14 protein-coding genes are annotated in these 14,788 nt (G+C 74.0%); 7 read left to right on the top strand and 7 right to left on the bottom strand.

From position 1 onward, the window contains the following. Positions 1-91 precede the first annotated feature (91 nt). A complete protein-coding gene (locus BKD26_RS06505; RefSeq protein WP_084896723.1) occupies positions 92-745 on the top strand; it encodes a TetR family transcriptional regulator in 654 nt (217 codons plus the stop codon). Between the two features lie 29 nt (positions 746-774). Here BKD26_RS06505 and def read toward each other — a convergent pair whose 3' ends face one another. Next, positions 775-1,320: a peptide deformylase gene (def, locus tag BKD26_RS06510; RefSeq protein ID WP_084896998.1), complete on the bottom strand. Its 546-nt coding sequence runs from the start codon at positions 1,318-1,320 to the stop codon at positions 775-777. A 114-nt stretch (positions 1,321-1,434) separates the two neighbouring features. Here def and BKD26_RS06515 point away from each other — a divergent pair, with 114 nt between their 5' ends. The 5 genes from BKD26_RS06515 (at position 1,435) to BKD26_RS40140 (ending at position 5,892) form a co-directional block, all read left to right on the top strand. Further along, the gene (locus tag BKD26_RS06515) at positions 1,435-2,673 is read left to right on the top strand and encodes a MurT ligase domain-containing protein (RefSeq protein WP_084896725.1); all 1,239 of its coding nucleotides are present in this window, start codon (positions 1,435-1,437) and stop codon (positions 2,671-2,673) included. A 17-nt stretch (positions 2,674-2,690) separates the two neighbouring features. After that, positions 2,691-3,419, top strand: coding sequence for a glutamine amidotransferase (locus BKD26_RS06520; protein ID WP_084896727.1), 729 nt, complete (start codon positions 2,691-2,693; stop codon positions 3,417-3,419). Positions 3,420-3,576: 157 nt separating this feature from the next. Further along, positions 3,577-4,602 (top strand): 6-phosphofructokinase, encoded by a 1,026-nt coding sequence (locus tag BKD26_RS06525; protein ID WP_084896729.1) that lies wholly within the window; start codon positions 3,577-3,579, stop codon positions 4,600-4,602. A gap of 111 nt (positions 4,603-4,713) precedes the next feature. Next, the gene (locus BKD26_RS06530) at positions 4,714-5,676 is read left to right on the top strand and encodes a cytochrome c oxidase assembly protein (protein ID WP_084896731.1); all 963 of its coding nucleotides are present in this window, start codon (positions 4,714-4,716) and stop codon (positions 5,674-5,676) included. Positions 5,677-5,733: 57 nt separating this feature from the next. Next, complete coding sequence (locus BKD26_RS40140; RefSeq protein WP_179166440.1) at positions 5,734-5,892, top strand: hypothetical protein; 159 nt, start codon at positions 5,734-5,736, stop codon at positions 5,890-5,892. Positions 5,893-5,956: 64 nt separating this feature from the next. Here BKD26_RS40140 and BKD26_RS06535 read toward each other — a convergent pair whose 3' ends face one another. The 4 genes from BKD26_RS06535 to BKD26_RS06550 form a co-directional block, all read right to left on the bottom strand. Continuing rightward, positions 5,957-7,549, bottom strand: coding sequence for a hypothetical protein (locus BKD26_RS06535; RefSeq protein ID WP_084896733.1), 1,593 nt, complete (start codon positions 7,547-7,549; stop codon positions 5,957-5,959). An 83-nt stretch (positions 7,550-7,632) separates the two neighbouring features. Next, positions 7,633-8,037 (bottom strand): SSI family serine proteinase inhibitor, encoded by a 405-nt coding sequence (locus tag BKD26_RS06540; protein WP_084896999.1) that lies wholly within the window; start codon positions 8,035-8,037, stop codon positions 7,633-7,635. A gap of 112 nt (positions 8,038-8,149) precedes the next feature. Further along, positions 8,150-9,463, bottom strand: coding sequence for an APC family permease (locus BKD26_RS06545; RefSeq protein WP_084896735.1), 1,314 nt, complete (start codon positions 9,461-9,463; stop codon positions 8,150-8,152). 209 nt (positions 9,464-9,672) lie between these two features. Beyond that, the gene (locus BKD26_RS06550) at positions 9,673-10,143 is read right to left on the bottom strand and encodes a DUF6098 family protein (protein WP_084896738.1); all 471 of its coding nucleotides are present in this window, start codon (positions 10,141-10,143) and stop codon (positions 9,673-9,675) included. Positions 10,144-10,438: 295 nt separating this feature from the next. Here BKD26_RS06550 and BKD26_RS06555 point away from each other — a divergent pair, with 295 nt between their 5' ends. Beyond that, positions 10,439-11,047: a response regulator transcription factor gene (locus BKD26_RS06555; RefSeq protein ID WP_084897000.1), complete on the top strand. Its 609-nt coding sequence runs from the start codon at positions 10,439-10,441 to the stop codon at positions 11,045-11,047. 13 nt (positions 11,048-11,060) lie between these two features. Here BKD26_RS06555 and BKD26_RS06560 read toward each other — a convergent pair whose 3' ends face one another. Together BKD26_RS06560 and BKD26_RS06565 are read right to left on the bottom strand one after the other, a co-directional pair. Next, positions 11,061-12,761 (bottom strand): ABC transporter ATP-binding protein, encoded by a 1,701-nt coding sequence (locus tag BKD26_RS06560; RefSeq protein ID WP_107417774.1) that lies wholly within the window; start codon positions 12,759-12,761, stop codon positions 11,061-11,063. Further along, positions 12,758-14,440, bottom strand: coding sequence for an ABC transporter ATP-binding protein (locus BKD26_RS06565; protein ID WP_241518571.1), 1,683 nt, complete (start codon positions 14,438-14,440; stop codon positions 12,758-12,760). Before BKD26_RS06565 ends, BKD26_RS06560 begins: the two co-directional genes overlap by 4 nt. Positions 14,441-14,788: the final 348 nt, after the last annotated feature.

A 14,788-nucleotide genomic window follows, 5' to 3' on the forward strand; every position in this document is an offset into this window, starting at 1 on the left:
GGTAAGTAGCAGCTGTCAACCGGCCGGCCCGCCGGGGTGGGTGTTACGTTGCGCGGGTCTTACGGACATCGCACGGGCGGGGAGACACCCTATGGACACCACACACCGGACCGACCAGCAGCGGTCGGCCGACCAGCGGCGACGCGAACTGCTCGAGGCCGCGGACCGGGTGGTCCTCCGCGACGGGCCGCAGGCGTCCATGAACGCCATCGCCGCCGAGGCCGGCATCACCAAGCCGATCCTCTACCGGCACTTCGGCGACAAGGGCGGCCTGTACCGGGCGCTGGCCAAGCGCCACACGGACGCCCTGCTGTCCGCCCTGCGCGCCGCGCTGGACGCGCCCGCCGACCGGCGTGAGCGGGTGGAGGCGACGCTCGACACGTACCTCGCCGCGATCGAGGCGCGGCCGCAGGTGTACCGGTTCCTGATGCACCCCTCGGAGGACACCGGCACCGGCCAGCAGTCGGAGCAGGGCTTCGACATAGGCCGCCACTCGGCACCCGTGCTGCGCCGCATGGGCGAGGAGCTCGCGCAGGTGATCGCCGAGCGCGTCGACCTGGGGCCGGGCAGCGAGGCGCTGGCGCGGGTCTGGGGCCACGGCATCGTCGGCATGATGCACGCGGCGGGCGACTGGTGGCTCGGCGAACGCCCCTGCTCCCGGGAGGAGTTGGTCCGAGGCCTGGCGGACCTGCTGTGGGGCCGCCTGGAGCAGGTCGACGACAGGGCGGGCGGGCCGGGGTTCTAGGGCGGGTGCGGGGCCGCGGCCCGCAGCCGTCAGTGGGCGCGCGCCCAGGGGGCGCGTTTCGCCGCCCGCAGGGCGCGGGCGCGGCGCCAGCCGGAGAGGCGGTCCGGGTAGACCATGCCCTCCAGGTGGTCGCACTCGTGCTGGAGGCAGCGGGCGAAGAAGCCCGTGCCCTCGACGCGCACCGGCGTACCCAGGAGGTCGACACCCTCGACCACCGCGCGGTCGAAGCGTTCCGTGCCCGCCTCGATGCCCGGGAGGGACAGGCAGCCCTCCGGGCCGCGCAGCGTGACGCCGTCCGCCTCCACCAGGCGCGGGTTGACGAGGTGGCCGAGGTGGCGGACGTCCTCGTCGTCGGGGCAGTCGTAGACGAAGACCCGCAGGCCCACCCCGACCTGGTTCGCCGCGAGGCCGACGCCGTTCGCCGCGTACATCGTCGCGAACATGTCCTCGATGAGCCGGGACAGGGACGGGCCGAAGTCGGTGACGGGCTCGCAGGGGGTGTGCAGGACCGGGTCGCCGAGCAGGGTCATGGCTCGTACATGGCCGGAACTGCCGGGGATCGGCCGGTTTCGCATGGCGTCCAGCGTACGTTCCACCCGGACCGCGGGTTTAGGCAGGTGGCGCGGTTCGGGCGCCCGGCCGGACCTGGATAGGCTGAGCCCGGACCCACGCTAGGAGGAACAAGGACGATGGCAGGCAACACGGAGCCGCTGTCGCCGCGCGCCAAGCTGGCCGTGACGGCAGGAAAGGCCGCAGCGGCGGTGTCACGCGCCGCGGGACGCGGCAGCGGATCGGTGATCGGCGGCAAGGTGGCGCTCAAGCTCGACCCCGACCTGCTGGGGCGGCTGGCGCAGCACCTGGACGTCGTCCTGGTGTCGGCGACCAACGGCAAGACCACCACCACGCGGCTGATCGCCGAGGCGCTGCGGGCCAGTGGCCCGGTCGTCTCGAACGCGCTCGGCGCGAACATGCCCGCGGGCATCACCTCCGCCCTCGCGGGCGGCTCGGACGCCAAGTACGGCGTGATCGAGGTGGACGAGAAGTACCTCGCGGGTGTCGCGCGCGATGTCACGCCCAAGGCGATCGCGCTGCTCAACCTCTCCCGCGACCAGTTGGACCGCGCCGCCGAGACCCGGATGCTCGCCGAGAAGTGGCGCGAGGGCCTGTCCGGTACGAAGGCGGTCGTCATCGCCAACGCCGACGACCCGCTCGTCGTGTGGGCCGCGTCCTCCTGCCCCAACGTCGTGTGGGTGGCGGCCGGTCAGGAGTGGAAGGACGACGCCTGGTCGTGCCCCGCCTGCGGCGGTGTGATGCAGCGGCCGGGCGACGACTGGTTCTGCGGTGAGTGCGGCTTCCGCCGCCCCGCGCCGAGCTGGGCGCTCAGCGGCGACCACGTGCTGGATCCGCACGGCTCGGCCTGGCCGATCCACCTCCAGCTGCCGGGCCGCGCCAACCGGGCGAACGCCGCCACCTCCGCGGCTGTCGCGGCCGTGTTCGGCGTACCGCCGCAGGTGGCGCTGGAGCGCATGTACCAGGTGCAGGCGGTGGCCGGCCGGTACGACGTGGTCTCCTTCCAAGGCCGCGACCTGCGGCTGCTGCTGGCGAAGAACCCGGCCGGCTGGCTCGAGACGTTTTCGCTCATCGACCCGCCGCCGACGCCGGTCATCCTGTCCGTCAACGCCCGTGGCGCGGACGGCACGGACACCTCCTGGCTCTGGGACGTCGACTACACGCGGCTGGCCGGGCACCCGATCGTGGTGATCGGCGACCGCCGGCTGGACCTGGCGGTGCGGCTCGAAGTCGCGGGCCTGGACTTCCGGGTGTGCGAGACCGTCGACGAGGCGGCGCAGCTCTCCCCGCCCGGGCGGATCGAGCTGATCGCCAACTACACCGCGTTCCAGGACGTCCGCCGCCGCGTCGGCAACTGACCCTCAGAAGGATGAGCATGAGCGACAGCAGTCTGCGTCTCGTGTGGGTCTACCCGGACCTGCTCAGTACGTACGGAGACCAGGGCAACGCCCTCGTGGTGGAGCGGCGCGCCCGCCAGCGGGGGCTGGATGTGCAGCGGGTGGACGTGCGCAGCGACCAGCCGATCCCGACGTCCGGCGACATCTACCTGATCGGTGGCGGCGAGGACCGGCCGCAGCGGCTGGCGGCCGAGCGGCTGCGCCGTGACGGCGGCCTGAACCGGGCCTCCGAGAACGGCGCGATCATCTTCTCGGTGTGCGCCGGGTACCAGATCCTGGGCCACGAGTTCATCAACGACCTCGGGGAGCGGGAGCCGGGCCTCGGCCTGCTCGACGTGATCTCGACGCGCGGCGAGGGCGCCCGGTGCGTCGGTGACGTGCTGGCGGACATCGACCCGCGCCTGGGCCTGCCCCAGCTGACCGGTTTCGAGAACCACCAGGGCGTCACGCACCTCGGTCCGACGGCCCGCCCGTTCGCCCGGACGGTGTTCGGCAACGGCAACGGCACCGGGGACGGCACCGAAGGCGCGTACAACGACACCGTTTTCGGGACGTACATGCACGGACCGGTCATGGCGCGCAATCCGCAGATCGCGGACCTGCTGCTGAAGCTGGCCCTCGATGTGAACGCGCTGCCGCCGACCGACGACCGGTGGTACGAGGCGTTGCGCGCCGAGCGCATCGCGGCGGCCGCGCAGCCGGCCTGACGGACCGTCGGTCCCCAGGTTTTGTCGGTTCGTACGACTACCGTCCAGTAGTCGGACGCTCGTTTCGGCCCCGTCACCCAACGCCGGTAGGGTGGCGGGGATCCAACCGGACGACGTGGTCCGGGAGTCGGCCCACGTTGCAAAGGTATTTCGGGCTATGCGCATTGGTGTGCTCACCTCCGGCGGCGACTGCCCCGGTCTGAACGCCGTCATCCGTTCCGTCGTGCACCGCGCCGTCGTCGACCACGGGGACGAGGTCATCGGCTTCCACGACGGCTGGAAGGGCCTCCTGGAGTGCGACTACCGCAAGCTCGACCTGGACGCGGTGGCCGGCATCCTGGCCCGTGGCGGTACGATCCTCGGCTCCTCCCGCGTCCAGCCGGCGCATCTCGTCGACGGCGTCGAGCGGGCCAAGGGACACGTCGCCGACCTCGGCCTCGACGCGATCATCCCGATCGGCGGCGAGGGCACCCTCAAGGCGGCCAACCTGCTCTCCGAGGCGGGGCTGCCGATCGTCGGCGTACCGAAGACCATCGACAACGACATCGCGTCGACCGACGTCACCTTCGGCTTCGACACGGCCGTCGGGGTCGCCACGGAGGCGCTGGACCGGCTGAAGACCACCGCCGAGTCCCACCAGCGCGTGCTGATCGTCGAGGTCATGGGCCGCCACACCGGCTGGATCGCCCTGCACTCCGGCATGGCCGCGGGTGCGCACGCGATCGTCGTCCCCGAGCGGCCCTTCGACATCGACGAGCTGACCGCCCGGGTCGGCGCGCGCTTCGAGGCGGGCAAGAAGTTCGCGATCGTGGTGGTGGCGGAGGGCGCCAAGCCGCGCGCGGGCACGATGGAGTTCAACGAGGGCGGCAAGGACATCTACGGGCACGAGCGGTTCGCGGGCGTGGCCCAGCAGCTGGCCGGCGAGCTGGAGCAGCGGCTCGGCAAGGAGGCCCGCGCGGTGATCCTCGGCCACGTCCAGCGGGGCGGCACGCCGACCGCGTACGACAGGGTCCTGGCCACCCGGTTCGGCTGGCACGCGGTGGAGGCGGCGCACCGGGGCGAGTTCGGCATGCTGACCGCGCTGCGCGGCACGGACATCGTGATGGTGCCGCTGGCCGCGGCCGTGGAGACGCTGAAGACGGTGCCGTCGGAGCGGTACGACGAGGCCGAGACCGTCCTGTGATGTCGGTTGTGTGCTGAATGAACCGCCCCCGGTCGCAGCCGCGACCGGGGGCGGTTCTAGTCTGGACCGGCAAGCGGACAACCCAGCACGAAACGAGACAGGAGCCGGCGGATGGATCACAGCGGGCACGGGATGCACGGCATGCCCATGGATCTGCCGCCCTTCACGCTGGGGCGCGGGCTCGCGTTCTCGCCGGACACCTTCTTCCTCGTCGGCTGCCTGCTGGCCCTCGGCCTGTACGCGTGGGGTGTCGCCCGGCTGCGCGGGCGCGGCGACGGCTGGCCGGTCGGCCGGACGGTGTTCTTCGTCGTCGGCGTCCTGAGCGTCGCGCTGGTGATGTGCACCGGGCTGAACGACTACGGCATGGTCATGTTCAGCGTCCACATGGTGCAGCACATGGTCATCAGCATGCTGTCGCCGATCCTGCTGCTGCTCGGCGCGCCGGTGACGCTGGCGCTGCGCGCGCTGCCGGTCGCGTCACGGCGGGGGGACAAGGGGCCGCGCGAGCTGCTGCTGGCGTTGCTGCACAGCCGCTACATGCGGATCGTCACGCACCCGGCGTTCACGATCCCGCTGTTCATCGCGAGCCTGTACGCCCTGTACTTCACGCCGCTGTTCGACTTCCTGATGAGCTCCAAGCCGGGGCACATCGCGATGATGGTGCACTTCCTCGCCGTCGGACTGGTCTTCTTCTGGCCGATCATGGGCGTGGACCCGGGGCCGCACCGGCCCGGCTATGTGATGCGGATGCTGGAGCTGTTCGCGGGCATGCCCTTCCACGCCTTCTTCGGCATCGCGCTGATGATGGCGACGGAGCCGATGGTCAAGGTGTACGAGAACCCGCCGGCCTCGCTCGGCATCGACGCGCTGGCCGACCAGAACGCGGCGGGCGGCATCGCCTGGGCGTTCAGCGAGATCCCCTCCGTGCTGGTGCTGATCGCACTGGTGTACCAGTGGTACCGGTCCGAGCAGCGCCAGGCGGTACGCAAGGACCGGGCGGCCGACCGGGACGGGGACAAGGAGCTGGCGGCGTACAACGCCTACCTGGCCTCGCTGCAGGCGCGCGGACAGTAGCGCGGACCCCTGTTCTGGGGTGACCATGGCGGTACGGCCGCCATGAGGAGGACGCGCATGTCCGGTTCCACGAAGACCATGGGTGGGCTCACCATCGGGGCGCTGGTGGTGACGACGGCGTACACGGTGGCGCTCGGCAGCAACGGCTGGCTGTGGTTCGGCTGGGTGGTGCTCGGGCTGGTGACGATCGGGATGGCCGCCACGCGCGACACGTGAGCCGGGCCGTGGGCACGGCTCACCACTGCGGAGCGTGAGCACGACGCTACGTGCTGTGGCACGTTCAGCTGCTTGGCGTGGAGTCCCGCACCGCGACCAGGCCGTTGAAGACGCCGACGTACGCCGTGCCGTCCGGGCCCAGGGTGATGGGGGCCCAGTTGTTGTCGTACAGCGGGCCTGTGCCGGTGAGCCTGCGCCAGCGTTCCTCGCCGGTGCGGAAGTCGACGGCCGTCAGGTACCAGGCGTCGATGCCGAGCGGGTGCGGGTCCTTGCTGTAGAAGTACAGCAGCCCGTTGGCGGTCGAGAGTTTCGGGACGGTCGACGGTGAGCGGACCGGGCTTTCCCAGACGGTGTCGCAGCCGCTGCCGTCGGCCCGTACGTCGATCCGGGTCACGCCGCCGGTCACGCTGCGGCCGAAGGTGAGCGAGGTGACGTTCTCGTAGCCGTAGTTGTTCTCGACGACCAGGCTGTTGCCCCAGGAGATCAGGGAATTGTCGGTGGTCGACCGGCCGTGGGTGAACACCGGCACCGTGCACACCAGTCGGCGGTCGTCCGGCACGCCGGGCTCGCGCCGGTGGACGAGGACGTTCATCCGGTCGTCCGCGTTGTCCGTGATCGCCACGTAGCGGTGTCCGCCCGCTCCGAACAGGTCGGGCGTGGTGCCCGAGCCCTGGTTCACCGAGCCGGGTTTGGCGCCGCTGCCCCGGTCGTAGACCTGCCGCCAGACCACCTCCGGAGTGCCGTCGGGCCCGGCCCGGAAGCTGTAGAGCGCGTGGTCGGAGACGATCGAGACGCCGTCCTCGGCCACGGAGAAGGAGTTCTGGATCTCCTCGCCGGGCAGCCGGAAGGACCGCACCGTGCCGTCGGCGGGGTCGAGCGTGCCCACCCTCCCCTGACGGGTCACCCACCAGACGCGGCCTTCCCAGTCCGGCATCACCGATGTCACGGGGTCGCACTCGCCACTGGGGCGGAGGTTGGTCCACGTCACGCAGTCGTGCGGGACGTGCGCCGTCAGGTCCCAGTCCGCGTCGACGGTGAACCGCCATGTCCCGTCGGCGCCCCGGGTGTGGGCCAGGCGCACGATGTGCTGGCGGGAGTCGGCGAGCACGAGCCGGTCCTCGTTGTCGAGGTACGAGTACGCTCCGCCGGAGGTGTCCTTGAAGATCCGGGAGAAGTCCAGCCGGGTGATGGCCTCGACGGTGGACGGGCGCTGTGGCAGCGCGTACTCGGCGAGTGTGGCCAGCGAGGCGGGATCCAGCAGCTTGACGACGAAGCCCGAGAACGTGCCGCAGACAGTGACGATACGGCCGGCGCGGTCGAAGGTGACGTTCGCGCACTCCCCGCCCAGCACCGCCATGGATGCGCTGCGTACGACGGGGGCATGGCCCAGCGGGCCGCTCCATGGGTACGTGCCGCTGCCCGCCGCGTCCGCGTGCATTCCGCTGCGGCCGTTGGGCGCGAGGTACGGATGCTGCGGCGGGTCGTCACCGGGCACCGGCCCGGGCGTGGCGGCGGCGCCCGTGTATCCGGGCACGAGCCGGTGGCCGGGAGCGAGGGGGATGTCGTCGGCGTGGGCGCCCGTCAGTGGCAGCAGCGCCCAGGCGAGGAGGAATGCGGCGAGCACGGTGACACCGCCCCGCCGGATCGTGGTCGGCATGCGGTGACGCTAGGACGACGATGTTGACACGTCCATGGCCATGAGGGCCTGTTCACGTGACTGTCGCACAACGCCCGGTGGGTTCAGAAGCGGAAGAGCGGGCCCGTCTCGGTGTCCAGGACACACGCGTTCGGGTAGGTCTTGCGCCAGTCGAGCCGGAGGCCGCGCCACTCGCCCACGGCACGGGCCGTGACCGGGTCGAACCTCTTGGTGCACGGGTGCTGGTCGCCGCGCAGCCGGTCGAGGTTCCCGCGCGCCGTGTCGAGAGCCGCACAGGCGCCCTCGGCGTGGGGATGGGGCCCGGCGGGACGGGGCGAGCAGCGCAGCCGGACGCCCCGGATCCAGCTCTCGTCGCCGCCCGAGACGGTGAGGAACAGGCCACGGTCGCGGTGGGGGTCGGGGGCGGGATCGTGGGTGTCGGCGTGGACGGGAACGGCAGCGGCGAGCGCGAGGAGAACGGCTGCGGCGGCAGTGACGCGGAGGGACATCTCGTACTCCCGGGGCTCCTGGTGCGGGCACACGCAGGGCCAGAGCACTCCCGGCCGGGCGCACCTGCCAAGCCGACGCGCCGCGCGGTAGCGCGTACGGCCCACAGCGGCCTCACGCGGGCACCCGTTCCCTGCCGCGCCGGGCGGCCGCGACCGCCGCCAGCACCAGGCCCACACCGAGCACGATCAGGCCGCGCAGCCACACCTCGGGCTCGATCCGGGTAGCGAGCAGGACGCAGGAGGCGGCGCCGAGCACCGGGATCACGGTCGGCGCCCGGAAGTGGCCGGGCACCCCCTGGTCGCGGCGCAGGACGAGGGCGGCGGTGTTGACCAGGAAGAAGACCACGAGGAGCAGCAGCACCAGGGTGGAGGCGAGGGTGGCGACGCTGCCGGTGAGGGCGAGCAGCATCGACAGGACGGTCGTGGCCGCGATCGCCGCCCACGGCGTGCGGCGGCCGGGCAGCACCTTCGTCAGGGCGGCGGGCAGCAGGCCGTCCCGGGCCATGCCGTAGGCGAGCCGGGAGGACATGATGCCGGTCAGCAGGGCGCCGTTGGCGACGGCGACCAGCGCGATGGCGCTGAACAGCCACACCGGCACGCCACCCGCCGCCTTCACCACTTCCAGGAGCGGCCCGCTGGACTTCGCGAGCGTACTGGTCGGTACGGCGGCGGAGGCGGCCAGGCCGACGAGGACGTACACCGCTCCGGCCGTGATGAGCGCGCCGAAGAGGGCGCGCGGGTAGGAGCGCCGGGGGTCGCGGGTCTCCTCGGCGACGTTGACGGAGGTCTCGAAGCCGACGAAGGAGTAGTACGCCAGGACGGCGCCGCTCAGGACGGCGCCGGCCGCGCCCTGCTCGGCCGTACCGAGCTGGGTGAGGCGTGCGGGGTCGCCGTCGCCCCGCAGCAGGAGCCGGGCACCGAGCACGACGATGATCGCCAGGCCGCCCACCTCGATGACGGTGGCGACGACGTTGGCGCGCGTGGACTCCCGGATGCCGCGGGCGTTGAGCAGGGCGAGGGCGGCCAGGAACAGGACCGCGACCACGGCGACGGGGACGGTGACGAAGGCCGTCAGGTAGTCCCCGGCGAAGCCCCGGGCGAGCGCGGCGACCGAGACGACCCCGGCGGCGAGCATGCAGAAGCCCGCGAGGAACCCGGCGAACGGCCCGTAGGCGCGGGTGGCGTAGTGCGAGGCGCCGCCGGCGCGGGGGTACTTGGTGGCGAGCTCCGCGTAGGACGCGGCCGTGAGCAGGGCGAGCGCGAGGGCGGCGGAGAGCGGCACCCAGACGGCGCCGCCCGCGTCGGCGGCGACCTGGCCGATCAGGACGTACACACCGGCGCCGAGGACGTCGCCGAGAATGAAGAAGTAGAGCAGGGGTGTGGTCAGGGCGCGCTTGAGCGGCTGGTCATTCGCTGTCGTCGACATGAGGGCCCGTCTTCCCCGGACGGGGGGCGCCAGACGGGACGTTCGTCCCGGGGTGGGGGCGGCAGGCCCTGGCGGGGAGGGAGGCCCGGCGGGGCGGCAGGCGTGGCGGGGAGGGAGGCCCGGCGGGGCGGCAGGCGTGGCGGGGAGGGAGGCCCGGCGGGGCGGCAGGCCCGGCGGGGCGGCAGGCGCGGCGGGCGAGGGGCTGGAGGTCAGCGGCGCATGGGGCCCCAGGGGCGGCGTTGGCGGGCCACTTCCGCCTCCGCCTCGCCGATGACGGCCAGGTCGATCCAGCTGACCGGCACGATGTCGGACAGGAGCGGCTCGTTGTCCGGGCCCCGGGCGACCTCGCGGCCGCGGAGCATCCAGGGGCGTACGTCGCCGTCCCGGTCGCGGCGCAGATGGCAGTAGTCGTACAGCCGGCGGGCCACCCACAGCCGGAGCGGGCGGTCGCCCCACCACGACTCGACCTGGAGCGGGTTCGCGGACAGGCCCGGCATCGGGATCCCCGTGAGTTCGTCGACGCTGCGGGTCGCGCCGAGGTCGTGGGCCGGTCCCCGGGACCAGCGGACGTAGAGCGGTCCCTGCCGTTCGACCAGCTCGCCGAGCTCCTCGAGGGACCGCACGGTGGGCAGCACGGTCTCTCCGTCGGGGGCCGCTCTCCGGCCGGCCGTGTGGGCCATGGGCTTCACCCTCCTCGGTGCCTCGTGGTGCGGAGGACCACCACGTACCCAGCCATTTTCGGGCGACGCGCGGGTTCCCACCACGCGACCGCCGTCCCACCCCCCGCTCGGGGCGCACACGGCAGGGCGCACACGCTGCGCACAGCGGCGCAAGGGGGCGCTCGGGCCGGTGGGGCGCGCGCCCCCGAACGTACCCGGGCAATGTTCCTCCCACGCCGCCCGGGGAAGCCGGATGGGTGACCATACGGGTGCCCGCCATGCGCGCATCGGGGCGGATGACAGGGAGGGGACGGGCATGACCAGGGTGCTGGTATTGCACAGCGTCAGTCTGCTGAGGTCGGCGCTGGTGGCGCTGCTGAAATCGGAGGGATCGTTCGACGTGTTCTCGGCCGGCTGGCGCACCGCGAGCAGGCACGCCGATTCCTTACGGCCGGACGTGTGCGTGGTGGACCTCGACTGTCCGGGGGCGGCGGAACTGCTGGACGGGGGCGCGGAGGCGGACCGCGCGGTACTGGGCGCGCGGGCGGCGCTGCTGGTGCTCGCGTCGGCGGGGCGGCCGGGGGCGCTGCGCCGGGCGTTCGAGGCACGGGCGCTGGGATACGTCGACAAGCACGGCTCGCCGCACCGGCTGGTGCGGGGCATTCACAAGGTCGCCGAGGGCGAGCGGTTCGTGGACGAGTCGCTCGCCTTCGGGTTTCTGGAGGCGTCCAGAATGCCGTTGACGGCGCGTGAGCTGAGCGTGCTGGCCCGCGCGGCGGAGGGGGAGTCGATCGCGGAGATAGCGCGGGGCCTGCACCTGTCGAACGGGACGGTGCGCAATTACATGGCGTCGGCGACCCGGAAGGTGGGCGCGCGGAACCGGATCGACGCGATCCGTATTTCGCAGGGCGCGGGGTGGGTGTAGGGGGCCGCCGGAGTCAGGCCGCGTCGGGGTGCCAGAGGCCGACGAGGTCCCTGTACAGGCCCGAGCGCGCGAGGAGTTCGCCGTGCGGGGCGCACTGGGCGCGGTTCCCGTCCAGGACCAGGACCCGGTCGGCCCGTACGGCGGACGAGATGCGGTGGGCGACGACGAGGAGGGTGCCGGGCCGGTCGGCCAGGGCCCGTTCGGCGTGCTCCTCGGTGTCGGGGTCGAGGTGGCACGTCGCCTCGTCCAGGAGGAGGAGCGGGGCGGGCGACAGGTAGGCGCGGCCGAGCGCCAGCCTCTGCCGCTCGCCGTGCGACAGGCGGCGCGGGTCGATCACCGCGTCCGGGCCGCCGAGCCGCTGCACGAGGGGGGCGAGCCCGAGGGCGTCCACCGCCCGCTCGACCTGGGCGGGCGTGGCGTCGGGGCGGAGGTAGCGGAGGTTGTCGAGGACGGTGCCGGTGAAGACGTACGCCTGCTGGGGCAGGAGCGCGGGTACGCCGGTCACGGCGACCGTGCCGCCGGTCGGGGCCAGCAGCCCGGCGAGCAGGGCGGTCAGGGTGGACTTGCCGATGCCGCTCGGGCCCACCACGGCGAGGTGCTCCCCCGGCTCGACGACCAGGTCGAGGCCGTCCAGCACCGGGCGCGCCCCGGGACCGTACGCGAAGGTGACGCCCCGCAGCTCGGCGGCGGGCGGGACCGGGCGGAGGAGGGCGGGGGGCTGCGGGCGTGCCGGGCGTGCCGGCGGGTCGGCCGGCGGGTCGGTGAAGCGCTCCAGGACGACCAGCAGCCGCGTGCCGGCCGCCCCGACCGCGGTCATCAGCGCGTCCAGCGCGGGCAGCAGTGCCTGTACGAGGTAGGTGAGGGCGCCGAGCAGGGCGCCCGCGGTGACCCCGCCGCGCAGCAGCCACGGGGTGGCCAGCAGCAGTGCGACGACCGGCAGCCGGCCCGCCGCGCCCAGGGCGAGCGTGCGCACGGCCGCCCAGCGCGCCAGGCGCCGGGAGAGCCGGGCTTCGGCGTCGATCAGCCGTCCGGCCTCGGCGGCGACGTGCCGCTCGCCGCCGCACGCCACCACGTCCCGCAGCCCGGCGCCGACCGCGCCGACGCGGGCCGACAGCGCCTCGTCGGCGTCGAGGAAGGCGCGTTGCACGGCGGCCATGGGGGCGAGCGTGGCGAGGAACATCACGAGCCCGAGCAGGAGCGGCGGCAGCACGACGAGCGTCAGCGCGGGTTCCAGGGCGGCCATGCCGAGCAGCGCGCCGAGGGCGGTGAAGACGAAGGAGCGGGCGGTCAGGACGAGTCCGGCGAAGCTGTCGCGGGCGATCTCGGTCTGGTGGGTGAGCCGGGAGACGGCCGCGCCGCCGGCCGCGCTCTCGGCGCGCGCCGGGTCCGCCACCGCTTCGTCGAGGGCGTGCGACACGGCCCGGCGGACCAGTCCGTCCCGCAGTGGTTCGACCAGGCCCGCGAGGCCGCCGAAGACCCCGCGTACGGCGAGCCCGCCGAGCAGCGTCCCGACGGCGGCCACGGTCAGCCACAGCAGGCCGACGCCGGTGCGCCCGGCGAGGAAACCGTCGTCCAGGGCGCGGGCGACTCCGTACCCGCCGAGGAAGGTGTGGGCGGACTCCAGCAGGGACCAGGCGGCCAGCCGCAGCAGGTCGCGCTTGCGCCGCCGCAGGAATCGCCGCGCTTCGGGCCGGACCCGGCGTGCCGACGTCATCCCTCCTCCGCCCCTGCGGCGGTGAAGACGGCCCGGTACGCCGGGTCGCGCCACAGCGTCCGGTGCGGCCCGACCGCGCGTACCCGGCCGCCGTCCAGCCACACCACCAGGTCCGCCCGGGCGGCGGAGGAGAGCCGGTGGGCGACGACGAGCCGGGTGCCCGGCCGGACGTCGTGGGCCAGCGCCCGCTCGACCTGCCGCTGGGTGACGGTGTCCAGGCCGGACATCGCGTCGTCGAGGATCAGCAGCCGTCCCGCGTGGGCGAACGCCCGGGCCAGGCCGAGTCGTTGCAGCTCACCGCCCGAGAGCGGGGCGTCCACGAGGGGGGTGTCGTAGCCGTCGGGCAGCCGTACGACGAACCCGTCCGCACCGGCCGCCCGGGCGGCGGAGCGCACGGCGGCCGGCCCGGGCAGGTCGGCCCCGAACGCGATGGAGGCGCCGACCGTGGTACCGAAGAGCGCCGGACGGGAGAAGGCGTGGCCCACCTCGCGGCGCAACTGGCCGGGCTCCACGCGGTCCAGACGTACGCCGTCGAGGCGGACGTACCCCTCGTCGGGGTCGACCAGCCGGCCCGCGACGGCCGCGAGCAGCGACTTTCCCGCGCCCGACCGGCCGACCACGGCGGCGGTCGCCCCGCCGGGCACCCGCAGGTCGATCCCGCGCAGCACGGCCACCCCGTCCCGTACGACGGTGACGCCGCGCAGTTCGAGCGTGCCGGTGCCGTCGGCGGGCAGGTTCTCCGCACCGTGCGGTACGGCCGGGAGGGCGAGGAGCTCTCCGGTGCGGCGGGCGGCGGCCCGGCCGCGGACCAGGCCGCCGAGTGCCGCGGCGACCGAGCCGACGCCGGCGGCGAGCGCGGCGTACCGGGAGGCCGCCACCAACTCGCCGACGCCCAGGGCGCCGGAGGCCAGCCGGGCGCCGCCGACGGCGAGGACGACGCACACCAGCAGGGGCATCAGCACGCCGCTGCGGGCGACGGCGCGGCCGTACACCCGCCACATCGTCCGCCCTTCGGTTGCGAGTTCGGGAAGCGTGGCGAGGACGCGCCGCCGTTCGCGTGCGACGGTTCCGGCGGCGGCGATGGTACGGGCGCCGGCCAGCGCCTCGAGGAGGCGGTCCGCCATGCCGGACTGCACGCGCTGGTAGCGCGAGACAGTGTCGGATGAGGTGCGGGCGAAGGCCCGCAGGAGGAGGACGAGCAGCGGGACGCCTGCCACGAAGGCGGCCGCCGTCCACAGGTCGATGAGCAGCAGCGCGACCAGTGCGCCGACGGGCGGGAGGACCGTGGCGAGGGCGCTCGCGGCGGTCGCCGGGACGGTGCCGGCCTCGGTGGCGTTGGCGGTCAGCCGGGTGGCGAGGTCGCCGGGGGCGAAGCGGGCCGCCGCGTGGTATGGGGAGGCGGCGAGCAGGCGGCCGAGGGCGCGGTGGCGGAGCCAGGCGGTGGACCGCGCGTTGGTGGTGCCGGTCAGCAGGGCCACGAGCGCGTCGAGGGCCACCTCGGCCGCGATCAGCGCGCCGCACAGGGCGACCCAGCGGGGTGCGTCGGCGGACCCGGCGAGCAGCAGGTCGAGGCTCCGGCCGAGGACGGCGGGCTCGGCGAGGGCGGCCAGCGCGGCGCCCACGGAGCAGACCAGGATGGCCCCGGCTCGCCCCCCACTGTGCCGGGCGGCCCCCCACAGGACCCGGTCGGCCCCGGAGCCCCCCTCGCCCGCGGGGGGCTGGTCGGCGGGCGGGGCGTCTGCGGATGGGTGGTCCTTTCGCGCCGGCGGAACCTCCGGCTCCGGCAGGGGCTCCCGCACCGCGCGCCGGGCGCCCCGCGCGGGAGCGGCGCCGGGCTTCGGTGGCGGGGATGGTTCAGGGGGCGGTCCCAGGGGCGGTTCCGGGGGCGGGGAGGTCATGGGGCCGGTGTCCTCCTCGGGGCGGGCGGAACGGGGCGGCCGGGATGCGGGTGGTCCCCGGCGGGGCGGGTGTGAACGGGTCCGGGGCGTGAACGGGCCGGGATGCGGGTGGTCCCGGGCGGGGTGAGC

Source organism: Streptomyces sp. CB03238 (genome assembly GCF_002099185.1).
GTDB lineage: Bacteria > Actinomycetota > Actinomycetes > Streptomycetales > Streptomycetaceae > Streptomyces.